Origin of the sequence: Povalibacter sp., from assembly GCF_036520495.1 — a bacterium.
Lineage (GTDB): Bacteria > Pseudomonadota > Gammaproteobacteria > Steroidobacterales > Steroidobacteraceae > Steroidobacter.
The window spans coordinates 1-24,510 of the sequence record NZ_DATDJO010000009.1; the positions used below are offsets into that span (position 1 = coordinate 1).

Sequence of the window (24,510 nt, forward strand, 5' to 3'; positions counted from 1 at the left end):
TCCGCTTCACGCCCTGAGCTGTTCCGTCAAGTATTCACTGGGTTGCTCCAAGCTGTTTGAGCAACGGTGAGCCGCGGCGTTGCAGCGCGATGAGGTAGGTCGATTCATCGTAAGGCATCCGGGTCTGCCAGCAACGATAGAGGATGCGGATCCATTTGAACGCTAAGGCGCGCAGCGTTGTTTGACGTGAACAGCCTTTGGCGCGTTGTTGATGATAGAACGCACCGGCCCAGAACGATTTATTGATCGTCTGGGCCGCCCATTCAACAAACGTCTGGCGTAAGAAAGTAGGACATTGCCAACGCCAGTGGATCCAGCGCTTCTTGCCACTGTGCTCGGTGACGGGAGCAACACCGGAGTATCGCTGCATCTCATCGGCGCTCATGAAGCGCTCGCGCTGTTCACCAAAGGCGACCAGCAGGCGCGGTGTAAGTGAGGGCCCGGCGCCCGGTAACGTGCTGAACAGCGCGTAGTCCGGTAGTGTAGGTGCCAGGATGGCAATCTCATCGTCATAGTGATCGATGGCTTGTAGCGTCACCCGTAGAAGATTGACCAGTGCGAGCGCCTGCAATTGATACGCCGTGATGACGGCCAGGTCGTGAGTGAGTGGCTGGGCAGCCTTGATCGCGCTGAGGCGCGCTTCGATGACCTTGGCGAAGCGCACGTTGTGTTCTTGGAAGAACTTTTCGAGACTGGCCTTGCGGGCGTGCTTCGCCTTGAGCAGCGTGGGCCAGCGGCTGATGAAGTCGCAGAACAACGGCGTGTCGTGTTGCTCGAACCACTCCAATGCCTGCGGATAGTATTGCTTGAGAGCGTTGCCTAAGCGGTTAACGAATCGACCTTTGTCGCCGACCAACTGGCGACGCTGTTCGACTAGATAAAGCAGCGTGCGCATCGGCACGCTTTGCGGCTTGAGCGGTTTGAATCGGTTCGGGTGGTGCAGCAGCAGATCCAGTGCCAACTCTGCATCAGTGGGATCATCTTTAGCGCGACTGGGCTTAAAGGCTTCACGATACTTCGCCAAGGTGGTGGGATTGATCGGGAAGAGCACGAAGCAGGCGTACTTCTGGAGTGCCGAGACGATGGGCCCCTTGGACAGTTCCAGGGCGACTGCGATGGATCCTCCAAAGCGCGCTTGCATCGAGAGAGCCCAGTGCTCAATTCGATCCACCTGATGCGGAAACTGATCAAATTCCCGCTGCTCGCTCCCCGCACCCTGCAAACAAACGTCATGCTTCGAGTCAGCCCAATCAAGGCCGACGAAGGCAGTGTACTGACCATCCAGCTGAGGATTCATGTTGCTCCTCCGAAGTGATGAACTACCAACCCGGAACGTGCATGCTTGAGTTCTGCGAAGGCAATATAGTGAGCTGACGTAACAGCGAGCCCTGAGTATTCGTTGACGAACCCAAGCGCACCTGCGGATTCGAAGCCAAAGCGGTGAACATCGAATGTTTGGGTCGAAATATTCGTAATTCGCCGGTGCAGTCCCGCCCTCACTGACAGTTACCTGCCAGCCGTATTCACTATCACGGAAAGCGAGACGGAATATCTATATCGGGTCGATGCCTGCCGCCCGCCGTTTGATTTATTCGCGGCCGCGACCCGCAGGCTCCCTTCCCATTCTCTGCCTCTGACATCATCTCCAGGCTTGGGAGTTCCTTCCGCCTCAGCCGCACCGCCAGCTCCGCCGCATGCAGCTGCAGTTTCGCCACGAGTCTGCCCTTCGCCGGCGCGATCGAAGCACATCCGCGGCTTCTCGCGTGCGCCCAGCAATTTCCTTGGCTCCACGATCCAGCTTTTGCGATGCGCCGCAACTTTGCCATTCTGAATCCAATATCGAACTGATCACCACAACTGTCGCGAACTAAGCTACTTCTTGATGCCTGCCAGGTCCGACACGTGCCACCACATACCGTCACCGGCTTCGATTGGAGAAACGATGTGAAACTCTTCGGCTCGTCCGGGAAGAGGTCGAGCGGACACCTCTGACGCTTTGAAGGTCACACCGTAGGGCCCGTAGCCATCATTGCCCTTGCCGTAGCATGCGTGCACGTCGGGCTGCGCGTTCTGGTTCGTCTGTCCCGTGAAAACCAATGGCTGTCCTGACGCCACGTTTGGATCTCGCGTTCTGAACGTCAGATAGTCCTTTGGGTTCAACACCACCGATGGTAGTTGCTGCCGAGTGGCCCTGGGGCGAGTGACGACAGGCATGGCTTTCGGTCCAGTCATGGCACGCGGCGGTTCATTTCCACCACGTCGCTTTGCTACGCGTCCCGTTCCTTGTTTGCCTTTGACGGTCAGGGGTGAGGGTCCGCCGATCAGTGCGATCGCGTGGCAGATAGCGGGCATCATGACCTCCACAAACTTGTCGTGCAGGCCACGGACCGCGATGATGGTTGAATACAATTCTGGTGTCGTCGCGGGCCCAATGACCGTTGGAGAAATCACCGCGCTGCCCGCGCCCCAGAAATAGCCGATTCGTCTCCGGCTGGGGCTGTCGGCGGCGGCTTGCTTGGCTTCCGCATAGCTGGCGAAGATTTTGCTGCGCTCTCTCTCTGCGGTTCCTAGAGAAAAATCAACGACGCTTTCGGTGACCTGTATGGGCAGATCCATCCCTTCACAGTAGACGTAGTAGCCATCTGGAAACACACCGTACGCAACCGCTGTGAACACGCGCTCAATGTATTTCCGATGCGATTCGGGGCTGGCCTGCACGTACTCGCCAGTCGCTGGGTCGAGTTCAAGATCTATTTCCGAAGCGCCGCCGCTTGTGTTGGGCAGGGCGAGCGCGTCCACCTTCTCGGCGCTCAGCGCGCCGGTGCGATAAGACGCTTCGATCCAACCGCTCTGGCCGCTACGTTTGACTGGCCGACTCCAAGACTCCTTCGAGGAGCTTTTTTGCCATGACAGGTAGATGGTTTTGGGTGTGACCGACCAGCGCCCAGCGCCGCTCTCGTTGTTGAAGGGGTCGCGCCAACGGACAACGCCGTCCGACGTGAACACGTACTCCCACTTGTATGGACCGAAGCTGACGTTCCATTTCCCCAGGATCTCTATATTGTCGTCGGCCACGAGGCACCCGAGGTCGCGCGCGAGAGAACTAGATTAGCGGCCTGTAGGCGCCTTTTGCCCCGCCTGGAAGGCCAATGACGCGTACCCAACCCGCAAACTATCTAGCCACCGCTGACTCCAGGCAATCGACACAAACCTCCTTTCTCAGTTTCGATGAGCCGTGATCTCCGCCATGGTCAACCAGCTCGGGATCTTGCTACCGCCGCCTCCTGCGGCCCTCACGGTCGAACGTCGGCGCATTTCGTCCGCGCTCCTGCCTGTCCTGAGTGTCCCCTCTCAGTCGCACCGCCCAGCGCCTCCCCGCGCTGCACCCAATCCGGATTCGCCACGCGCACCAACGCAACGAATTTTCCCTGATCCTGCGGAGACCCAAAGCCGCTTTGCCCCGAGCTCCGCGGCGTGCATCCGCAGCATTCCCTCAATACCAACCACGGCGCATGAGCCCCGCTGGTGATACATTGATCCTGTACGGGTGCATTTTCTCTTCATGGTCTTGGATCGTCGACTGTTCCGCGCGTTATTGCAGAGGAGTAGTGATGTCCTTCGAAAAGACTGACGTTGAGAGACGTCGCGAAGCGGTAGAAGCGGAAAACGAGCGCATGAGGCGAGAGCGCGAGGCGTTGTTGGAGTATCAACGACATCTGGATGCTCTCAGGAACGCGAATAGGAGTCCTTCTTCCGGCAGGACACCGAGTTCCCGCTCGCGCGGCTCCAATCGATGGGTTTGGGTCATCGCTCTCGGTGCACTTGTCTGGTGGTACAAGGATCGGGAGGCGGGAGCTCCCACCCCGGCATCTCTCATGGAGGCATCGCAACCCGATACCCAAACGCCACGCGAAACGCTGCCTCCCTTATCCGTCGAAACTACCCCTCCTGCGCAAGCGCCCGATAGTCTTCCCCACTACGGAGATTATCGAGCGCGGCTCGAAACGTTCCTGCTGTCGGCCGGGATGCGCGCTGACGCAATACCCGAAGCCGCAAAACTCATCGACGACGGCCTGGTTTCATTGCCTGAAACACAGGCTCGACAAGTGCGCGTCAACGCAGAGGATGGCTCCATGGAGACCTTCGCAATGGCCGCCCCTGTGACAGCGGACGGAAACCACTCCGCTCTTTTTTGTTTTTCAGGTGAAGGGAATCTCGTGCTTCAGCGTTCCGACAATCCGGCGACCCAAACGACGCCCTTGTACTCCGACGCGCGTTTCATTGCGCCAGATGGCACTGAAGTCGATCTGAATGCCACGATCGCTTTCGAAACCAATTCTTGCCGTGCGCTTTTTGACCGCATCAATTCGCAGTTCGGATATCTACCCTACGTGAGGGACGCGATGAACGTCACTGACGCCATGAAGCAGAGACAAGCGAGCGCGTCGAAAGACTGAATGCTTCGTCGCCAGCCTCGCGTAGATGGGTTCGAGGAATTCCCGCGAAGACCTCCGTCAGCGCTCGCGCGCCCTTCCCGTACGCTCACGCTCGGCAATGGCCCCTGCCCCGCGCTCGGCGACGCGCCTCTCGCTCTCGGACTGACGCAAGCGAACCGCCGGCAACGCCTCGCCCCGCTGCACCGAATCCGCAATCGCCGCACGCACTAGTGCCACGAACTTCTTCTGATCCTGGGGATCCCGAAACTGCTTCGCCGCCAGCTCTGCGGCATGCACCTGCAGGTACGCGCCAACGAGTTCCGGGTGCTCACGACTGCCCTGCGCAGCGGCCACCGATGGATTGCGCAGCACCTGCGCTGCCTTCTCCCGTTCTTCGAGGAACTGCCGCTGCTCGACGACCCAGCGGTTGCGATGCGTGGCCACTTCCTTTTCGATGGCCGGCCCATCGTCCACTTCACGTCGTGATCGCACCGTCACTGGTTCCTGCTTCACGGCGCGCACCACCACTTCATCGCCTGTCTTCGGACGCGACAATGACTCACGAAACGCCCGGTCCAGATCCACTCCCCACAACTCCTTCTCACCGCGCGAGGTCTCGAGCTTCACGAAGTACGACATCGGTTCGTGCGGATCGTGTTGGTACGGCGCGGGCCCATGCTCGATCAGCCGACCCACATGCTCACGTGGTTTCGCGGGTGCACTGGACTTCGCCTCTCGCGCCTGTGCGACATCGTCCGATCGCTCCTTCCCACGACTGCCTTTTTCTTCCCTGACCGAATCCGTTCCCAGGCGCCGCACCAGCCGCGCCTCATCCACCTCACTCGCCCGAAAGCCCTTCACCTCCAACCCGGCCTCGCGAGCCGCCACCCAGGCCTCCTTCCGAAATCGCTGCGTACCGCTGACCACGATCCTCTGCCAGCCACGCGCCTGTGCGATGGCCACCAGGTCCCGAATGACCTGCGTGTTTTCGCTCGGCGTGGTGAGCTTCACCGCCCGATCACTGAACGCCCGCGCCCCGTCCGAGAAATAATAGTCGCGCCCGACCTGCACAAAATGCGAACGCACCATCGAGGGCACGGCCGTCGATGCATCACGCACCGCCTCCGCGGACTTCGACGAGTTCGAAGATGACTTCTTGCCGTCGCTTTCACGAACCTGTGGCGCTTCAGCTGGCCGCTCCCAGCGAATCGCATTCTCGGCGGCACGCTTCGCTTTGCGCCGCCGCGTCTGCGTGTCCGGATCCCCGGACGATGGATCATGGGTCATTGCCGGCCTCCATCACGTATAGCGGTCAGAAACTGTTGCACAGCGCCCTGCATATCCTCATCGCTCGCTCGACCCGCGACCGACTGCTCGAGCGGCAGACCGATCTGCCCGACGTCCCCCACAAAATCCTCCAGCGTCAGCGACCCGATACGATCGACATCCGCCAGCGTCGCCTCTCGTGTCGCTGGAGTTGAGACTGCTGAACGCCGCTCATCAATTCGCGCGGCCACACCTCCCTGCGCCGGCAACGCCGGCTCACCAGGTCCACGGTCAATGACAGCATCCGAGGACCCGTGCGGTGTGCACCACGGTGGCGGTACCAGCCGCCCCACGAAGCGTGCATCTTCGAAGTACCGCAGCTTGCGGCAACGGATCGGGCGCAGTCCTTCGCAGAACACCAGCGCAGTGTCCGGCCCCAGCTCCTTCACTTCCTGCGGGAGGAACAACGCCCGCTTCTGTTCACTGACATTGACGCTGCGTCCGCGCCGCCCCTTCGGGTTCAGCCAGTCCGCCGCCGGCTTCGACCAGCTCTTCACTTTCACCGTGGTGTAGCCCAGCTCCTCCGAGATCTCCTTTGCATCGACCGCATCCTTGGGCGCAAATGCAATGCGCGCACCCAATGACTTGAGCATGGTCTCCGCGCCGTTCTGTCCGTACACTTCGCGTAACTGCGCGGGCGTCTGGATCACCAGCACCACGCGCACGTTGTAACCCGGCAGGTACGAGATGGCCTCGGCGATGATCGGAATGCGTCCGAGCGCCGTGAACTCATCCAGCAGCATCATGACCTGATGCTTGAGTGCCGGACTGCGTTCCGGCAGCTCGCGCGTCTGCAGCCCGATCGCCTGCTGGAAGAACAGGCTCAGCACCGGACGCAGCCGATGCAGGTCATCCGGGTTCACACCGACGTAGATCGACATCGGCGTCTTGCGCAACTCGCGCAGATCGAAGTCATTGCCCGAGGTCGCCGCATCCAGGATCGGGTTCAGCCACAAATCGAGTCTCGACGTGAACGTCTTGCGGATGCTGGACGCCGTCACGGGCGCCAGATCAATCACGTCGTACAGCGCCCGCACGCACTGCGACGACAACGGAAAGCGCCCGCTGTTCCTGCCTTCCACCAGCCGCTTCCAATGCTGTCCGAACCCCTCATCGTCGGAAGCCATCCCCTGCCGCAGCACTTCGCCGATGGTCTTCGGCAGCGACGGCGTTTCGAACAGATACATCGCGATGCCGAGGAACAGGGATCGAGCCGACGCGGTCCAGAACGGATCGACGTTCGGTGGATCGGGATAGAGCATCTCCGCAATGCGCTGCAGATCATTCACCCGCCGCTGCGGATTGGCCGAGACATAGAAGAACGGATTCCAGCGGGCCGTTGAGCCATCCTCCCCGAAGGGATCGAGCAGGAAACAGGGCTGTCCCTGCTGCTGGCGATAGCCCGCCGTCACCGTCCAGTTCTCCTTTTTGATGTCGACGCATACCAGCGATCCAGGCCAGTTGAGCGCATTGGGAATCACCACCCCAACGCCCTTGCCCGTGCGCGGCGGTGCCGCGAGCGCCACGCCCTGCTGGCCATCGAGCATCAGACACCGTCCGCGCCATTCGCCCAGAATGATGCCGCGCTCACCCAGCAACCCGGACCGCGCGATCTCAAGCCCCGTCGCAAAGCGCGCATCGCCGTGCAACGCGCGTCGTTTTGGCCACAGCACCGTTACTGCAACAACGCTCACGAACCCGGCCGACAACGCGGCACACACCACCGCGCGCTGGCGCACACCGACGCGATGCGCGTGGAAGTACACGTATCGCACGAGCGTCATCGGCGTCGCCTGGGACGCATCGAGCCGCATTGACCACAGGAACAGATACCCACCGAGATAGGCGCTGCCCACGAGCACGCCCATGGCGAGCCCGAGCGCGCGAGCGCCGCGCCCCCTAACCCACCGCGGCCAGGGTGCGGAGCCGGCGCGCCGGGTCATACCAGAGTTCCTTGATGTAGCGCTCGTGACTATCGACGCCGAACTGGATGACGATGTCCACCAGCAGGTACAACAGCTGCTTGATGTCCGGGCGCTGGAGCTCCTGTCCGCCGCGACTCTGCTTCACGAGCAGCACCAGTTGCTCGAACGCTAGCTCCGCACTCGCCGCATGAATGCTTGTAATCGAGCCCGGATGTCCCGAGTTCACATTGCGCAAGTAATCGAACGCCTCCTCACCCCGCAATTCCGCCAACAGGATCCGGTCCGGCCGCATGCGCAGGCACGACTCCAGCAGCTGCTTCGGACTCACCCGCGCAAGCCCCTGATCGTCCTTGCTGTAGAACAGCCGCACATGGTTCGGATGCACATCGAGCGACAACTCCTGCGCATCCTCGATCGTGATCAGCCGTTCGTCCGCCGGGATCTCGCGGATCAACGCCTTGGTGCAGGTCGTCTTGCCGCTGCCCGTCGGTCCCGACACCAGGATGTTCTTGCGTGAGCGCACGGCGAGTCGCAGGAACTGTTCGTACGATTGCGCGTCCAGCAAGCGCAGCAGTTCGACCTCGGTCGCCTCCAGATCCACCGCGGCACGCCGGGTCGCCCGGAACAACCCGCGTTCACCAAGTTCACTCAAGCTCCACACCCGATCCGATGGCCGGCGGATCGTGATCGCCACGCAGCCGCGCGAGGTCGCCGGCGGCAACACGATCTGCACCCGCTCTCCCCCCGGCAGCGACGCCGACAACAAGGGCGAAGTCTCATCCACGCGCTGACGCGTGGCATTCGCGATCAGCTTCGCAAAGCGCCGGCACCAATCGAAGTCCGCGAACGGCGCGCTCTCGCATCGCCAGCCGCTGCGACTCTCGAGATACGCCTCACCCGGCCGGTTGATGCACACCTCCGTGACATCGGGATCCGACAGCCACGGTCGCAACACCCGCACATTGAGTTCCAGCGCCGACAGGTCGGCGACCGCCACCGGCTCGACGTATTCACTCGCCGAAGCCATGACCGCCACCCGCATCATCGCGACTCACCGCCCGCAACCGATACACCGACCGGAAATCCAGATCGCGAGCGACCAGCACCTGGATCCGGTCTCCCTGCGCCTTACGCACGGTCGGCGGGATGCTCACCGTACTGCGCAGCACCTCGGTCAGGATGTCTTGCGAGGTCGACGGGTTGTAGATCACCGTCGCCCCGCCCATCGAGTCCTGCACCGCGCTTTGCACGATGCCATCGATGAGCGAGATCAGCATCGCCGCACCGAAGCGCTCAACGAAATGCCGGTCCACCTCGCCCGGCAATCCCGACCGACCCAGCTCATCGGTCCCAGGCGATGCAAGTTCGACCAGCACACCGGTTGGTGTACGTGCCTGCGTCCACAGCACGAAGATCCGTGCCTGCCCCTGCCGCACCGAGCCGCGCGTCTCACCGACCAGCTTGGTCCCGCGCTCGAGCAATACGACCTTGCCATCGGCGCCGAACGTATCGCTCGCCGTTACACACGTCGCCATGCCCGGCAGCGTCGAATCGAGCGCTGTCTCCAACGTGCAATCAACGAACGATCCTTTCGGCAGCAGCAGTCGCGATGTCGGCAACACACCCGCCACCGCGGCTGGCGTCACCGTCGGCGCGAGCCACGCCTGCATTCCCTGCGGGTCATCCGGTTCTTCGCCACGCTCCACACCCATGGCGTTCGAGCCTGAATACCCCGAAGAACCCTGCGCACCGCCCTGGACCGCTACGAACACCGGTCCCGACAGCCGCCGCTCCAACGCCTGTGCCTCGGGCGACTTCGCCGTCCCAGGTGCACTCGCAGGCCCCACCGACGTCGCGCCGCCGAAGGCGTCTGAATCGAACGGCTCGTGTTCCGGCAGCTCCGGCACCGGACCCAAGACACGCTCGATCATCGGTGCGGGCATTGCCGGCCCCAGTGCCGGCAACACCATTTCGGTCTTCGCCTTGTCTTCACCCGAGGATCGCGCACTCGCCTCCACGCGCGCGTGGCGTGCCGACATGTTCGCGAAGTACCAGGTCAGCAATCCCAATCCGAGCGATCCCATCAACCCCATGGCGAGCGCATTGCTGACTCTCGACTGCAACGAGCGCGCCCGATTGACCGACGGGATGCCGCGCTCGCCCGCCACGGTGGAGTCATCGACGCTTTGCTCAACGGGCTCCTGCGCGGGCTCATTGCCGACTGGATCGCTGGGGTTCATGGCACCGCCTTGCGCTCACGCACCACGGCCGGGGTCAGCGTTCCGGACTTAAGCCGCTCACCACCGCCGCTGTAACCGCGATTGACGATGCAGCCGGTCAATCCGCCACGCCGCACGATGAAGCGCCGCGCCACCCGGTGGATGACCATCACACCGGCCTCGACACTGAAGTTGAGCAACGACTCGCTGTCGTCGTCATTGAGCAGAAACACTGCCGGTAGCTCAGCCCGCGCACCGAACGTCAGATGAGTACTCGCCCCATCATCGAAGGCGGAGGTGGGCTTCACCGCGTCGCTGCCACAGAACCAGTAGTTGAGGTTGCGGACCCGTGCATCACTGGCCGTATCGAGCGATCGATCGAGCGCTTGCTGTGCCTGCCGCTGCCCCTCCGGCTCCGGTGGATACACGAACAGCACCGCATAGATGACATCATCCACCGCCGGATCCGGCGCACGCCCATGGACCACGTAGTCGAACCGATAAGCACGCCGATTCGTGTAGATGACGAGGTTCGTCCCGACCTGCTCGGCCCGCGGCTTCACGATCACGTGATTCTCGTGTGCACCCACCGAGATGCCATCGAGATCCCCACTGCCCTGGCCCGCGAACCGCTCGCCCACCGCGAATACCAGTTCAATCTGGAACCCGACGAATGCCTCCAGTCGGTAGACCTGCCATGGATCGTAGAACGCGGTGCGTATCCGTGAGTCCACCACTCCCCGCGCAGGCACCACGGCTGCCTCGCTCAGGCCAACGAGTAGCACGAGACTCGCCAGCCACGACCACCGGCTCATGGTGCACCCGGCCCCTGTGTGATCGAGTAGGACCCCGTGCCGCGCTCCGCCGCCGGCGGCGTCAGCTCCCGCTCCGGGCGAAAATCGATGATCTTGAAGGCAAGAGGATTCCAGCGACGCGAGCGCGCATCCTGCGACGGCTGCCCGTATGCATACTGAATCGTCGCTATCCATTGCGAGCGCTCCTCCTCCCCGCCGCCGGAGCCACGCCGACTTTTCGCGTACCTCACCTGCGCCAGATCCGCCACCCCGTTGCCGCGGGTAAAGAAGCTGATCGACATCACTCGCACCTGCACTATTGTGCCGTCGCGATAGCGATTCAGCGGCGAGTCGGGATTGGAGCGATTCCAGGCTTGATACCAAAGCTGATTGCGCTGCGCCGTATGGAACGCACCGCATTCCTCATAGTCGCTCTCGGCAGTGGCAAGGTTGAACCGCTCGCACACACTGACGTAATGATCGAGAAAGTACCGGGTGACCGCTTCGGGCAACTCCGTATTGCCAGTAAACACCGGAACGACATCCACCACACCGCTGGTGTTATCAACCCGGATCACAAACGGTTCCACCCGTTTGAGCGGCATCAACGCCAGAATGGCCGCCGCCGTCAGCGTTGCACACGTCCCGGCCCCCGCTGCGACGGACCATGCCACCTTCGCACTACGTTGCGCCTGTGCCGCGCGATCGGCATCCCAGCTCGCCGCCTCGGTCAGGTACTGTTCCAGTTGCGCATCCTTGGCCACGGCATCTACTCCAGTTCTGCGTCGCTCTCCGTCGAAGATCCGTCATCGGAATGCATCAGCTCTTCCTGCGGCAGCACATTGATCGGCACCAAGGTCCGATCGCAGTCGCGATGAGCACGGTCCTGCGTACATCCTGAGAGCAACCAGACACCCAGGAACACCACGACAGCTCTCATGGTCATTGCCTCCGCTCTCATGCGCGACGAATTGAGTTCTGACGGTGCGGAATCAAGCGAGCACTGCCCACCGCACCGCGCCGTACGAGATAGCCCGCCTTCCGACTCAGTGAATCCCAACGCGTCGTCTGCGTGTCCGTCAGTCCGCGAGCAAACTGACCCAGACCCCGACGCGAGGACCCCAATCCCCATCGCAGACCCGCACTCACCACCCCGAATGTGCTCAGCGCCAATCCACTCGCCATCCCGGCCGCCATTGGCATGACTTGACGCATCACCAAGAACGCCACTCCTGACGCAAGCGCGAGTCTTGCGGCATCAGAGATTTCAATCTCCCCGCCGGCATCCATCGCAGCACGAGCCGCATCCAGAGCGAGTGACATCATCAGTGCCGCGACCAACATTGTCAGAACAGCGATCAGCGCATAGTTCGCCAGTTGAGCAATCCAAGATTCAAAGAACCTTTTCGTGGTCTCAAAGAGTAGAAATCCGATGAACAATGGACCCACAGCCAGCAGCACAGAGAGCGCTATCCGTGACAAGGTGAGGAGAAAGGTCGCGTAAAGCGCCGTTATGAGCGTAACGACGTAGATAATCCCCGCAGAAAAGTAAAATACGATGTCGTCATTGAAGACACTTCCTCTGCTCACTAAGAGTGTCGCCACGTCGAACCCAGTGAGAAAGATCCCATCGATTGTCTCCCCTGAGTTGAATCCTCCAATGATTCCCGAAGCGAGTTCGGCTGGGAGTGAGAAGAATGTAGCCACAATGAGTTCGTTGTAGAACCACAGATTGATGGCAGCCCCTAAGACTATCGCCAACATAAAGATGCGCTTGATACCAGTCACAAACTGCTCTTCAATCTTCCCTGTGAGCTGCATGAATCCCCAAATGATCACGTAGAGAACGCCGAGGGAAACCATCAGAGGCTCCAGCAGAGCCGCGATCCGGGCCGTGTTCTCGGAAACGTAGTCAATCAGTACGCGATTGAGCCAGACAGTCAGTTCCTGAAAGAAGCCCATTTGAGTTTCCTCCGCGCCGATAGGCCATAGTCAGAAAAGAACTAGTTCCCTGATTTTCCCTGCTCCTTCTCTCGCCGTTCCTGTGCCTCCAAGAGGCTCGTTCGTGGACGCTCCCGGAGACTGCCTAACCCCTTTATCGCTCCCGCCTTCTGCGCGTTTACACACAACGCATCTCCCTGAAGTGCTCCGGGATCGTTAGCGCACTCGCTAAGCTTCTCTTCCCTAGCGGCGTTATTGCTGAGGTAATAATCCACGGTGAACTCAGACGGCGGCCTAGTGCACCCAACGAGTGACAGGATCAGCGGAATCAAGATTCGACGAATCGCATGCTTGGTCATAGCAATCTCCTAAAGACCGATTGGTCGCAAACTGCGCATGGAACCTATGGCGCGCATCGCTTCTTCTCGAAGTCTTTGCTTTCTCGCCCTCTCTTCCGCCTCCGCTGCCTGCGCCATCACGAACAACTTGATCTGCTCGTTCACGAGCATCCCCTGTTCGGCAGCAATCCTTGCCTGCAGATCGAGCACCGCCTTCTGATCCGTCGCCGCTGGGATGGCATTGATAAGCTGCTGCAGCGAGTCGAACCGTTGGCTGCTCGCACTCAGCGCCGACCGCGCCGTCACCTGATGCATCGCGATGGACTGGCGCACTCGTTCCACTTCCAACCGATCTCGCGGCGACAGACGCGCAAGCACCTCCGGCTCCAGGATCGCGTTCCTGCGAAGCACCGCATCGATCTCGCTCGAGAGCTGTTGATACTGGACGCTGGCACTCACTACAGCCGCCTCCAGCTCTTGCCAGGACGGCGGCAGATAGTTCCTCACCGTCCCCTCCAACAGTCGCTCCATACCTCGACCGCCTCGCATCGAATCCAGGGTCTGTCGGGCCTGCGTCAGCTGCTGTCGCGCCGTCTCCAACTGCTGGCGCATGGATTGCAGCTGCTGCACCAGCTGAGTAATCGCCCCTACATCCACGACCGCGAACTGCGCCGACGCAATCGATGCCACATGCAGGAACACCACACCCATCACCCAGAACGAGACTCGTTTTGCGCTCATAGGACCTCCACTGCTTCTCCAGTCCGTCACCGATGCTCAGACCCCAGAAACTGTGGCAGCCAGATCTCCGGATCGGATCCCACCGCGCTGATCGCCGCGTGCATCTGCTCCACCGAAGTCTTTCTTCCCGAAATCACCCGCAGCTCATCCTCAAATCCCTTCAGATCGAGCTGACACACGACACTCGCATGCCCCTGCTTCACCAGGCATGATCGCGACCCCGGCTCCAGCTGCTCCCGGATCAAATGAAACTCGCGCTCCGTCAGTCCAAATCCTTCGACGTAATCACGCGCATTGGCATCGGGGTTCGGAAAGAAGACCTTGGTCGCGGTCTGCTCGACAATGGTCCGTGCGATCGGACTGTCGAGCACACTGCCCGCGGTTTGCGTCGCCGCGCACAGCACGCCATTCAACTTGCGCCAGACTTTCGGTGCGTTGTCCGCAAAGCTCTGAAAGTCCGGATCGGCGAGCGCATTCGAGAACTCATCCACCCAGCACACCAGCGGCCGCCCATCCAGCAGACGTTCAACCAGATGGAAGAGATAGCGGTTCAGCGGGCCACGGATCGTCTCGTGATTCAGGAAGTGCGTGACGTCGAAGCCGACGATCGTTCCGGCCCCGACCCTGGGCACGACCGTATCGGTGGGATTGTCGAACACCCACGCGTATTCACCGCGACTACTTTCACACCATCTTGAGAGATTTGCGTGCACACCATCGACGCGGGTCGCATCCGTGAATTCAATGAGTCGTGATAGCCGGCGCGACGTCACCGGCAAGGCCAGCGTGCCGCGCAGCGCCTGTTCCAGTTCGATGTGTTCGCTGGCCTCCAGCGTGCGCGACCCACGCGCCAGCATCGCAAGCCACGCCTTCAAGAACTCCACGTTGCCTGGCGTGACCTCCAGCTGCAGCGGATTGAGTCCCGTCGGTACACCCTGCGCGAGCGAGAAATACTCACCGCCCAGCGCCCGCACCAGGATCTCGAGCCCCTGATCCTTGTCGAATACCACCTGGGTCGTGCCGCGAGCTGCCAGCATCGACACCAGAAACCCGATGAACACCGTCTTGCCCGAACCCGTCGGCCCACAGATGAAGGTATGCCCGGTGTCCTTGCGACTGCCGCCCTGCGGATCACGCGGATCACTGGCATGCAGACTGAAGTAGTACGGCGAGCGCGCATGCGTCATGAGCACGGCCAGCGCATCGCCCCAGTGATTCCCGGTCGCACGCCCCGTCGGAAAGTTGAGGAACGGTGCCATCGCGCAGAAATTGCGCGAGGTGATGGGCGACTTCCGAGGCCGCAACGCAAAGCTGCCCGGCAGCTGCGCCCAGAAGCCAGCTTCCAGTCCCAGATCTTCGCGAGCCACCGTCATGCCGCAGTCAGCCAGCGTCGCACGGGCGAGAGCGACCGCATCATTCAGACGTCGCATCCGAGCATCCTGCGATTGACCATCGCTCCCCGCATCGGCGTCCGTCATCACCTGCAGCGAGAAGTGATGATCTCCCATGACGAACTCGTTCGAGGTCAGCTCATCCAGCGCCTGCGTCAGGTCCTGCGCCTGCGACACGGCAAAGTCCCCGGCATTCGCCATGCGATTGAACTGCCGCTGCAGCAGTCCCTGTGCAGCGGCCTTGCTGATGCAGGTGAACGACTGTGTCAGCAAGAACGAGAACGGTGCCGACAGCAGCGCATTGAACATGCCGACGGCGCTCGGCGTCGGATACTCCTTGATGCCGAGCATGGCGCCCAGCCGCGTCTGCGCCGGCAGGCGATACTCGATCACCTCGGTGCCGAACACCACACGACTGGTCGCGAGCATGTCATTAAGAGGTGAGCGCGGCAGCGGTATCGGCGCCGCCTCGCCGTTGATCAGCTCGCCCAGAAATTCAAGGACTCGCGAGAAGCGCCGACCGTTACGCACATACGTGCCCAGTTGCTCGGGCTCATACCGCTCCAGCGAGGAGACGATGGACTGCGCCAGTTTCTCGCAGGTTTCCAAGGCCTCGGCCTGCGCCGGAAGCGCCTGCGCACGGCCGCGCGCGAGCACTCGGGAAATCAGACTGGTGGTCGCCCCGGCTGCCGGCCGATACACCACCGACACATAGAGTTGATTCACCATCAAGGCTTCGCCGGCAAGGCGTGCCTGGTACCGCTGCGCCAGGTGTGCCGAGAATCCTGTCCCCGCGGTGCGGCCCTGCGTCACGCATTCGCGCCGTCGCAGCGTGTGGACCCAGAGTGCGACCTGCGGATTGGCGATGTTTCGCCATGCCAGGTTCAGGCGCTCATGCCACTGATTCAGCGTCTCATCATCGGCACTCTCGAAACTTGCACCCGCAAGCCTGAACACCTGCACACAGTCCCCCGCCTTGGTCCGTACGACCTGCGGCGTCACGTGCGCGGTGTAGGGAATGCGCAGCGACGCGCACAGCTCGCGTCGGCGACGATCGTCCCGTGCTGTGACGACCGAGCTCATGAACGCTCCAGCACCGGAATGACCACCGCCTTGCGGCGACCGCGCGCATCGGGAACATCGAGCGTCAGTGGACTGTACGAACCGGCCCGCCAGAAACGCGCGTTACCGAAGTACGCCGGCAAGCGTGTTGCGCCCCAGAGAAACAAAAGATCGAAAAAACGCGCATCGCGTGCGCACAGCAGCACGCACAGACCATGCACGGGAATCGCAATCAGCAGCGTCAGCAGATTGCGGCTGACCAGGAATATCTCTGAGACCGCGACAAGGTTGAGGAGCAGCGCTGGGTACGCCACTCCCCAGCGCATGGGCGGCCGCGTCACGCCCACGAACAAGGGATCGGCGATGAGTCCTTGATTGCGATCGCTCATGGCCGTTCTCAGACGCCAAAGAGGCTACGGATCCAGCCGACGATCTGCTCGGAACCGAAGAGAATGCCGATGCCAATCAGTCCGCCGATCGCCCACGACCAGCTCACTTTGCCAACAAGCGCCGCACCACCCAGCGCCATCACGATCAGCACGGCGACAGGTGTGGCAATAACGAAAGCCCACGCCACGACCGCGTTGACGCCGGTATCAAACACGGATTGAGCAGCGAGCATCGGACTGACGAGCATGCCGGCGACCGCCACCGACAGCCTGGACGATGCAACAACTTCAAGTCGCTTGGCCATGACACGCATCCCTTGCCGCTTCAGTCGGCAAGTAGCGAATCACGCGGTCACAGCCCGACCTGTTTGAGTTTCGACGAACATTTCCGTGAAACTCGAACAACATCGATGCACAGGCCATTCGAATCGCCTGTCGTCAAAGAGCGTGCCCAGTCACCGCACTAAAACCCACCTGATCAGAGGAGTGCCGATGGCGCGAACCTGAGGCACCCTCGGCCCGTCATTGACGTTCACGCCCAAGGAGTCGCAGGGCATGAAGCTGAAACCTGGACCATCGCGTCTCCTCTTCATCGCAGGCTGCCTCCAGCATCTGCGGCCAGAAGCGAGGCACCTCCGACCACCGACGATGGACATCGGCGGCATGCCGCAAGGCAATGTCATCGAGCTGACTGAATCGAAGCGTCGTGATCAGCTCCCCCACTTCACGCCCGATACCGAGCAGCAACCGCGGCCCGACCGAGGCACGTCCACAGTGCCACGCGATGCTCAGCAGATGTCGCGCCAGACAGGTGTCCGGCTGTGGCTGCCGGGAGTGCGCGGACATCATTTCCTGCTCGGATATACGAGCACGCCAGAACTCTGCGTCGTCAAAGCGAAACGCTGCCAGTGCGAATGGCAACTGCTGCAGTCGACGCACTGCGTGCGGCATAGCTTCGCAACATGCGCCAAGCGCCTCCTCCGCCACTGCCTGGTTCAAGTCCTGGATATGAGACATCACCCGCGCGGTCTCCTCCATCTCCGCCGTGCGAAATGCTTCACCGGTCATGAGCGAACCTCCATCGAACCCAGCACTCGGCCAAGCCTAGCGAGAGTCTCCCGTTCGCAGTGTTTGAGTTTCGACCCGTATGGCGATTCGCAGACGGACTGGCCGCCATGACCACTCCGCCGCATCCAGACCGCGCAGAGTGGGAGTTTCGGCAATGCGGGCTCGCATATCGGCTTCTGTGTGTGGAGGCACGCACGCAGACGATCTGCCGGCTCACCTCCCTATCCGTGCATCGACTGAGCAGTTGGCGAACCCGCTGGGGCTTCGATGAATCGGAGCGCAGCCGAGGACCGGCACCGAATTCGTTTGCACCCTTCTTTCGTAGTCCCACGCTACGCATTGAAGGCGCGTACCTGGCGGTGCTGTGCGAATCCTTCGGCGTGCTGCATCCGCATCGTCGGGAGCCCAGCACGTTCTACTGCCTGACGACCGGCGAACGACTGTGCGACTTACTCGACTTCCATCGCGCCTGCTTCCCCGCCGCCTCCGTCAGTTTCGACCAACTCCTCCTGCTCGCTCGCGGACTCGAAGCGAGAAAAAGCATCCTGCTGCAGCATTGCGCCGCCTGTGGCGGTGCGATTCTCGCCGATCCGTTGCAGCTACCTCGCCGCAACTGCGACTCGTGCAAAGGAAAGACAGCTCACGTGCAACCTGATCACATAACCCACGCTGATTTGAGGGCTGCCAACGATCTACGCCCGCCAAACTCATAAGCCAGCGCTCCTTCGCCTCCCCGACGGCCGTCCCACCCGCGTACGAACAGGCGTGAGCGTTATCAAACCCAATAGCTTGCCAATTACGCCGCTATCGCATGCTCGTAGTACGGTCGCTGCTTCTCATCCAGAATCGCCTGTAATTCCGCCGAAGTACGACCTTCCGGTGTCAACCACCGCTCAACATTCTGCGGCTGCAGATTAACAATGCATCGGTCATGGCCTGCCGCCGCCACTTCCGGCGGCGGATCATCGGTGACGGCCGCAAAGCTCACCATCTCGCCCTCGCTCGGACTCGTCCACTCACTGTAGAGACAGGCAACGAGCATCCGATCACGTGGTTGCGGATTGAAATGCAGCACCACGTTCTTGCCATCACGCTCGACGTTCTCAAAGAATGACGTCACCACCATCAGCGCATGCGAATGACCGAACTCATTGCGCCAGAACTTTTCCAGGTTATCTCGGCGCGCGTTGTAGAGTCCTGGATACTTTCGGTCGATGAACTCCGGCGCGTTCTTCTGTCTCAAGTGATAGCGCGCTAGCTTGAGCACCTTGCGTCCGTCTTGCTGCACCATGATCGGCGCATACCAGAACGGGAAGATGCGTTCGTCTTCGACATCAATGTCCGCGGCACGCAGGCGTGACAATCGCTGACGATTCGCCTCGATCTTCGTGCTCGCGATCCGCACATCCTCCCGCGCCTTCTTGGTCTCCTTGGTCTGCAAGGCACGTTCGGCATCCGATAGACGTTTACGCTGCTTGAACAACTCCTGCGTCAGCTTGTTCTCGGTCTCTGCCCGATACTGCTCGATCCACCCCTTGATGCGCGCCTCGGCATCATTCTGCGGCTCCAGAAACTGCTGTTCGAACGCACGTGGAATGCGGATGCGTGAATCCGCCAGGCGACGCAGGAAAATACGTTCGGCTTCCTCATACTCGATCGTCACTCCCTCCTCCCGCATCAGGCGGCGGATGTGCGAATCGATCTGCGCGGAGTAGCACATGGGCTCAACTCTCCTCGGGCGGCGGTCGACGAACACTCAACTCACTGCGCAGCACCAGAACGTCGACCGGTGCGTCGATTCCGAATTTCACCTCCGTCAACTCGGTCGACTCGTGACGCTCTATGCGCTCGATGCTTACGCGGATCTCATCACCGATCCGAATCGCCTCGGAGGAACGCAACGTGATAACAAGCATCACAACCTCCTTGTTGAAAATTTCGCTCCAAGCGTAGCAACTGATTCCGCCTCGGCCAATAGGCGCTCGCAGCGCGCCGGCACACGGCATTTGATCTGCTGCCACGGTAAGGATTTTGTCAGTCATTCCTCGCGATAGAGATTGCCGGTTACCATAAGCGCATTGCCGAGATCCCCATCGCTCCCATGTCCTACTCCCTCAGTCCGCAACAGGCGGGTCGTCCTGAGATTCATCGAATCTTTCATCGCCGATCACGGCTGGCCGCCCACGCGCGGCGAAATCGCGGCGGGCCTGGGACTGAAAAACCGCCAGGGCATCGATCAGCATCTGAAGGCACTGGCCACCAAGAAGGCGATCCAACTCACGCCAAGGATCTCCCGCGGCATCCGCCTGCTGCGTCCGACGAACCCGGACAGCGCAACCGCCGCCGACCCGGCCTAGACCCATCGGCAACCCGATCTTCAGCGCGGATGGCGGCCATGCAACGCCGCTGAATGGGTCGATCCAGCCGATTCAATGAGTTACCGACCGATAAGCCTCCGCAGCAAAATTTAGGCGAATTCCCTGCTTCCGTTCTGGTCGCCCTTGGCGCTAGCATCTGTATAAACATACAGTACCCCTATGCCAGACCGTCCCGATTACTTTCGCTGCCCGTTATGCAAGAGCGTGTCCTGCCAGCGGGTGACTGTGCCCCGGGCAAACGGCACCACCTACGTCACGGCCTTTTACGCCTGCACGATCTGCACCGTCATGTTCCTGGATCCGCTCGCGCTTACGCACGGCTATGAGGGTCGCCCGCAATCCTCCGAGCGCAAGCCCGTTACACAAAATCCATATCAGGCGTGGTCGACGATCAACCAGCGTAAGCGCGAGCGCGAGTAACGCTCGTGGCTATCGACCTGCAGCAACTGCCGAACGTCTGGCCCGCCGAGTCACTCGCACGCGCCCACGGCGAGTTGATTGCCTCAGGTGACCCACGACTCGATGCTGCACTCGGCGGTGGTTGGCCGACGCCCGCGCTCATTGAGCTCCTGGTCGATCACTACGGCATCGGCGAACTCACCCTGCTGTTGCCGCTGCTCAGATCCTTAAGTGACATCCGACCCGGAACGATGGCGGTGTGGCTCAATCCTCCTCATGCATTGCACGCCGTGGCCCTCCTGCAGCGGGAGCTCGACCCCGCGCGACAGTGGATCGCCAGCGACTTGAGCGAACGCGATGCGGCGTGGGCATTCGAGACCTCCCTGCGCTCCGGTGCCTGCAGCGTCGTGCTCGGCTGGCTGCAACGTCCCGCTGCCGCCGTACTGCGTCGCCTCAAGCTCGCGACCAGCACCGGTTACACGACGGGCGTGCTGTTTCGTCCCGGTAGCGCCGCTGGTACACCTTCACCGGCCACCGTGCGATTGCAGCTGACACCGCAGCCTCCTTACCTGCAAGTCCATCTGCTCAAGATCCAGGGACGACGCCAGGCCAACCTGTGCCTCGATCTTCGTTCGCGCATCGAGCAAGGCCGCTCGCCATGAACGCCGAACGTGCCCCATTCACGCTGCCGCTGCCGCACATCGAGCTGCCGGAGGCGCGGCGACGCGTACCGCTGCGCCGCGTCGTCACGACCGAACCGCCACCTCAACCCACGACCGATCCGCGTCGGCGTCAGGCGTGGCTGGCCGTGCGCCTGATGGACCTGCCCTTCGCTGCCGCGCTGCGCGCACTGACTGCTGAACAACGATCCACCGTGACCCATCGTCCATTGGCCGTCGTCGACGACGATCGCTTTCGCAGTGTGCTGAGCTGCAATGAGCACGCCCACAGACACGGCGTGCGCCCCGGTCATCGCCTGAATGCCGCCATCGCCCTGTGCGCGCCACTGGAATGCCTGCCACGCTCACTGCCGCAGGAAACCCAGCTGCTCGAATCGCTCGCCCTGCACTGCCAGCGTTACACCCCGACAGTAGTCATCGAGCCGCCCAATGAACTGGTGCTCGAGGTACGTGGCAGCCTCAAACTCTTCGGCGGCATCGACGCCTTGATGGATGCGCTGGCGCAGGACCTGCAAGCCGCCGGCCTCACCGCGAGCCTCGCCATCAGTCGCACCCTGCGTAGCGCGCAATGGTTCGCCCGCCACGCTGATCGGCGCATCGTGATGCCCAACCAGCAAGCGAAGGCGCTGGCCGAACTACCACTGCGCGTCCTCAAATGGCCGCCGGACATTCAGCAGCGACTGCAGCGCTTCGGTGTGAATACGGTCGGACAACTCGTGCGACTACCGCGCGGCGGACTCGCCCGGCGCATCGGCCACGAATACCTGAAGCAGCTCGACCAGGCCCAGGGACGCGAGCCGGACCTGCGCCCCAGTTACGCGCCGCCCTCGAGCTATCACGATCGCATCCTGCTCGACTTCGAGATCGAGACCCTGACGCTCGCCGAATCGGTGCTCGTGTACCGCCTTGGCCGACTGCAACGCTTCCTCACCCGACGCAATGCCACGCTCAGTGAACTCACGATTTCGCTATTACATCGCGACCTACCGACGACGACGGTCCCGTTGGGCCTGGCTGCACCGTCCGGTGATACCACGCACCTGACTCGTCTCTTGCACGAGACCTTGAACGGACTGCAGTTACCGGCGCCGATCCGTGAGATGCACATTCACGTGCCACGCTGGTTCAGTGCCGCGGCAACGACCTCCTCGTTGCGCTTTGATCCGAAATCGCAGCGTCACTGCGATGATCTGGCCACCTCGCAGGTGCGATTACTCGAACAGTTGCGCGCACGCCTGGGTGCCGATCGCGTGCGCTCGATCACCGCGCATGCCGACCGCCGTCCGGCACACACCCAGCGAAGCCACGGTGCACACGCCGATCCATCGGCCTCGCCTGCCCCGATCCCATCACTACCGCCGCGTCCGCTGTGGCTGCTGAGCGAACCCAAGGCCATGTCGTCCATCACGCGCGGTCAGCCGCGCGGACTCATCGATGATCCGGAACGCATTCAGGGCGGCTGGTGGGACGGCGACCTCACGGACCGCGACTACTTTGCGATGCGCTCCGCCTCCGGCGCCGTCGGCTGGGTATACCGCGACCATCTGCAACAGGATCGCTGGTTCCTGCAGGGCCTGTTCGCCTGACCATGGCGATGACCCTCCATGTACGCCGAACTGCACGCGCTCTCGAATTTTTCCTTTCTGCTGGGTGCCTCACATCCGCAGGAACTCGTCATGCGCGCGGCGGAGCTGGGTTATCGCGCACTCGCCCTCACCGATGAATGCTCGGTCGCAGGCGTCGTGCGTGCGCATGACGAAGCCAAAAAACGCGGCCTGCACCTGATCATCGGCAGCACACTGCGCTGCACCTCGGGCCTCACCCTCGTCGCCCTTGCACGCACTCGTCGTGGCTATGGCGCCCTGTCCGTGCTCATCACCCGTGCACGGCGTGCCGCCGAGAAAGGCAGTTACCGGCTCGATGACGCCCAGCTCATCGACGCCCTGCCGGAGTGCAGCCTCCTCTGGCTGCCACCGGACGATCCAGACACGGCACGCGCTCAAGGCACCTGGTTACGAGAGCACGTCAAGGACCATCTGTGGATCGGTGTCGAACTCACCTGCACCGGTCACGACGTTCAACGCCTACGCGAACTGCAACAGCTCGCAACGCAGCTTGCGATTCCCTGTGTCGCCTGCGGCGGCGTGCTCATGCATGGGCCGGAGCGCAAACCCTTGCACGACACCTTGACGGCGATCCGACTCATCAAGCCCGTCCAGGAATGCGGCTACGCCCTGCAGGCGAGCGCCGAACGACACCTGCGGCCGCTGGAACGGTTGCAGCAACTGTATCCACCGGCACTGCTGGCCCAGAGCGTGCGGATCGCGGACGACTGCACGTTCTGCCTCGATGAACTGCGCTACGACTATCCACGCGAGATCGTGCCGGACGGGCACACGCCCACCACCTGGCTGCGCGAGCTCACCGAACGCGGGCTACGCGAGCGCTGGCCGCAAGACATTCCTGACAAAGTCCGTGCCCTGGTGGAGCATGAGCTCACCCTCATCGCCGAGCTTCGCTACGAACCCTTCTTTCTCACTGTTTACGATCTCGTCCGCGAGGCCCGAGAACGCAACATTCTCTGCCAGGGTCGTGGCTCCGCAGCCAACTCTGCCGTGTGTTTCTGCATCGGCATCACGGCCGTCGACCCTTCCCGCCAGGAAGTCCTGTTCGAACGCTTCATCTCCAAGGAACGCCACGAGCCGCCCGACATCGACGTCGACTTCGAGCACGAGCGGCGCGAGGAGATCATCCAGTACATCTATAAGAGATACGGACGCCACCGGGCGGGCCTGGCCGCCACCGTCATCACCTATCGGCACCGCAGTGCCCTGCGCGATGTCGGCAAGGCGCTGGGATTTGATGTGTTGCAGATCGAGCGGCTCATCATGGCCCTCTCCCGCCGACATGCCGAAGAAGACAACACCGCGCAGTGGCTGCGCGAGGCCGGGTTTGATCCGAACAGTCGCCTGGTGCAGCTGCTGCTCCTGCTCGTCGAGGAATTGAGAGGATTTCCGCGGCATCTCTCCCAGCACGTCGGCGGCTTCGTCATCGCCGCCGATCTTCTGGAATCGCTGGTCCCCATTGAAAACGCCAGCATGGAAGATCGCACGGTGATCCAGTGGGACAAGGACGACCTGGAGTCCCTAGGGCTATTGAAAGTGGATGTGCTTGCCCTGGGTATCCTCACTGCCACTCGCAAGACCCTCGACTTCTACAATACCCGCCGTGGCACGCACCTTACGTTCGCGACCATTCCGGCCGAGGATCCCGCCACCTACAAGATGATCCAGCAGGCAGACACGATCGGTGTCTTCCAGATCGAGTCACGCGCACAGATGAGCATGCTGCCGCGCCTGAAACCCGCGCGCTTCTACGACCTCGTCGTCGAAGTCGCCATCGTGCGCCCGGGTCCAATCCAGG

General features: G+C 61.8%; 24 protein-coding genes. 6 read left to right on the forward strand and 18 right to left on the reverse strand.

Annotation, left to right across the window (positions count from 1 at the left end; translation table 11 throughout):
* Window positions 1–34: 34 nt before the first annotated feature.
* Together VIZ63_RS02820 and VIZ63_RS02825 are read right to left on the reverse strand one after the other, a co-directional pair.
* A complete protein-coding gene (locus VIZ63_RS02820; protein WP_331607979.1) occupies window positions 35–1,297 on the reverse strand; it encodes an IS110 family transposase in 1,263 nt (420 codons plus the stop codon).
* Between the two features lie 575 nt (window positions 1,298–1,872).
* Window positions 1,873–3,075, reverse strand: a complete 1,203-nt coding sequence (locus VIZ63_RS02825; RefSeq protein WP_331607980.1) for a hypothetical protein — start codon at window positions 3,073–3,075, stop codon at window positions 1,873–1,875.
* A gap of 536 nt (window positions 3,076–3,611) precedes the next feature.
* On the opposite strand from VIZ63_RS02825, the gene VIZ63_RS02830 reads away from it, so the two are divergent.
* Window positions 3,612–4,457 carry a hypothetical protein gene (locus VIZ63_RS02830; RefSeq protein WP_331607981.1) on the forward strand — a complete coding sequence of 282 codons (846 nt, stop codon included), beginning with the start codon at window positions 3,612–3,614 and terminating at the stop codon, window positions 4,455–4,457.
* 57 nt (window positions 4,458–4,514) lie between these two features.
* Here the strand turns inward: VIZ63_RS02830 and VIZ63_RS02835 are convergent, their stop codons facing one another.
* The 16 genes from VIZ63_RS02835 to VIZ63_RS02905 all read right to left on the reverse strand — a co-directional run bounded on the left by VIZ63_RS02835 (window position 4,515) and on the right by VIZ63_RS02905 (window position 19,672).
* On the reverse strand, window positions 4,515–5,723 hold the full coding sequence (locus VIZ63_RS02835; RefSeq protein ID WP_331607982.1) for an LPD7 domain-containing protein: 1,209 nt from the start codon (window positions 5,721–5,723) through the stop codon (window positions 4,515–4,517).
* Window positions 5,720–7,705 carry a type IV secretory system conjugative DNA transfer family protein gene (locus VIZ63_RS02840; protein ID WP_331607983.1) on the reverse strand — a complete coding sequence of 662 codons (1,986 nt, stop codon included), beginning with the start codon at window positions 7,703–7,705 and terminating at the stop codon, window positions 5,720–5,722. The genes VIZ63_RS02835 and VIZ63_RS02840 overlap by 4 nt, the downstream gene beginning before the upstream one ends.
* Window positions 7,662–8,714 (reverse strand): P-type DNA transfer ATPase VirB11, encoded by a 1,053-nt coding sequence (virB11, locus tag VIZ63_RS02845; RefSeq protein ID WP_331607984.1) that lies wholly within the window; start codon window positions 8,712–8,714, stop codon window positions 7,662–7,664. Before virB11 ends, VIZ63_RS02840 begins: the two co-directional genes overlap by 44 nt.
* Window positions 8,698–9,927, reverse strand: coding sequence for a type IV secretion system protein VirB10 (gene virB10 / locus VIZ63_RS02850; protein ID WP_331607986.1), 1,230 nt, complete (start codon window positions 9,925–9,927; stop codon window positions 8,698–8,700). Before virB10 ends, virB11 begins: the two co-directional genes overlap by 17 nt.
* Entirely contained in the window at window positions 9,924–10,721 is a 798-nt protein-coding gene (locus VIZ63_RS02855) for a TrbG/VirB9 family P-type conjugative transfer protein (protein ID WP_331607987.1), read from the reverse strand. The genes virB10 and VIZ63_RS02855 overlap by 4 nt, the downstream gene beginning before the upstream one ends.
* Window positions 10,718–11,464: a type IV secretion system protein gene (locus VIZ63_RS02860; RefSeq protein ID WP_331607988.1), complete on the reverse strand. Its 747-nt coding sequence runs from the start codon at window positions 11,462–11,464 to the stop codon at window positions 10,718–10,720. The genes VIZ63_RS02855 and VIZ63_RS02860 overlap by 4 nt, the downstream gene beginning before the upstream one ends.
* Window positions 11,465–11,469: 5 nt before the next feature.
* Window positions 11,470–11,640, reverse strand: coding sequence for a hypothetical protein (locus tag VIZ63_RS02865; RefSeq protein ID WP_331607989.1), 171 nt, complete (start codon window positions 11,638–11,640; stop codon window positions 11,470–11,472).
* Between the two features lie 17 nt (window positions 11,641–11,657).
* Entirely contained in the window at window positions 11,658–12,662 is a 1,005-nt protein-coding gene (locus tag VIZ63_RS02870; RefSeq protein WP_331607990.1) for a type IV secretion system protein, read from the reverse strand.
* A gap of 41 nt (window positions 12,663–12,703) precedes the next feature.
* Window positions 12,704–13,000 (reverse strand): EexN family lipoprotein, encoded by a 297-nt coding sequence (locus VIZ63_RS25570; RefSeq protein WP_414703740.1) that lies wholly within the window; start codon window positions 12,998–13,000, stop codon window positions 12,704–12,706.
* Between the two features lie 9 nt (window positions 13,001–13,009).
* Complete coding sequence (locus VIZ63_RS02875; RefSeq protein WP_331607991.1) at window positions 13,010–13,720, reverse strand: type IV secretion system protein; 711 nt, start codon at window positions 13,718–13,720, stop codon at window positions 13,010–13,012.
* A gap of 26 nt (window positions 13,721–13,746) precedes the next feature.
* Entirely contained in the window at window positions 13,747–16,194 is a 2,448-nt protein-coding gene (locus VIZ63_RS02880) for a VirB4 family type IV secretion/conjugal transfer ATPase (protein ID WP_331607992.1), read from the reverse strand.
* Complete coding sequence (locus VIZ63_RS02885; RefSeq protein WP_331607993.1) at window positions 16,191–16,562, reverse strand: type IV secretion system protein VirB3; 372 nt, start codon at window positions 16,560–16,562, stop codon at window positions 16,191–16,193. Before VIZ63_RS02885 ends, VIZ63_RS02880 begins: the two co-directional genes overlap by 4 nt.
* Window positions 16,563–16,570: 8 nt before the next feature.
* Entirely contained in the window at window positions 16,571–16,867 is a 297-nt protein-coding gene (locus VIZ63_RS02890; RefSeq protein WP_331607994.1) for a TrbC/VirB2 family protein, read from the reverse strand.
* A 217-nt stretch (window positions 16,868–17,084) separates the two neighbouring features.
* Window positions 17,085–17,630, reverse strand: a complete 546-nt coding sequence (locus tag VIZ63_RS02895) for a hypothetical protein (RefSeq protein ID WP_331607995.1) — start codon at window positions 17,628–17,630, stop codon at window positions 17,085–17,087.
* Window positions 17,631–18,426: 796 nt separating this feature from the next.
* A complete protein-coding gene (locus tag VIZ63_RS02900; RefSeq protein WP_331607996.1) occupies window positions 18,427–19,350 on the reverse strand; it encodes an SOS response-associated peptidase family protein in 924 nt (307 codons plus the stop codon).
* 4 nt (window positions 19,351–19,354) lie between these two features.
* Complete coding sequence (locus VIZ63_RS02905; protein WP_331607997.1) at window positions 19,355–19,672, reverse strand: carbon storage regulator; 318 nt, start codon at window positions 19,670–19,672, stop codon at window positions 19,355–19,357.
* Between the two features lie 36 nt (window positions 19,673–19,708).
* Here VIZ63_RS02905 and VIZ63_RS25345 point away from each other — a divergent pair, with 36 nt between their 5' ends.
* From VIZ63_RS25345 to VIZ63_RS02930, 5 genes are all read left to right on the forward strand, one after another.
* Window positions 19,709–19,987 carry a hypothetical protein gene (locus VIZ63_RS25345; protein ID WP_349261109.1) on the forward strand — a complete coding sequence of 93 codons (279 nt, stop codon included), beginning with the start codon at window positions 19,709–19,711 and terminating at the stop codon, window positions 19,985–19,987.
* A gap of 180 nt (window positions 19,988–20,167) precedes the next feature.
* Window positions 20,168–20,428: a hypothetical protein gene (locus VIZ63_RS02915; protein WP_331607999.1), complete on the forward strand. Its 261-nt coding sequence runs from the start codon at window positions 20,168–20,170 to the stop codon at window positions 20,426–20,428.
* 5 nt (window positions 20,429–20,433) lie between these two features.
* A complete protein-coding gene (imuA, locus tag VIZ63_RS02920; RefSeq protein ID WP_331608000.1) occupies window positions 20,434–21,069 on the forward strand; it encodes a translesion DNA synthesis-associated protein ImuA in 636 nt (211 codons plus the stop codon).
* Window positions 21,066–22,673 (forward strand): DNA polymerase Y family protein, encoded by a 1,608-nt coding sequence (locus VIZ63_RS02925; RefSeq protein WP_331608001.1) that lies wholly within the window; start codon window positions 21,066–21,068, stop codon window positions 22,671–22,673. The genes imuA and VIZ63_RS02925 overlap by 4 nt, the downstream gene beginning before the upstream one ends.
* 18 nt (window positions 22,674–22,691) lie before the next feature.
* On the forward strand, window positions 22,692–24,510 hold a 1,819-nt coding region (locus VIZ63_RS02930; protein ID WP_331608002.1), incomplete at its 3' end, for a PHP domain-containing protein.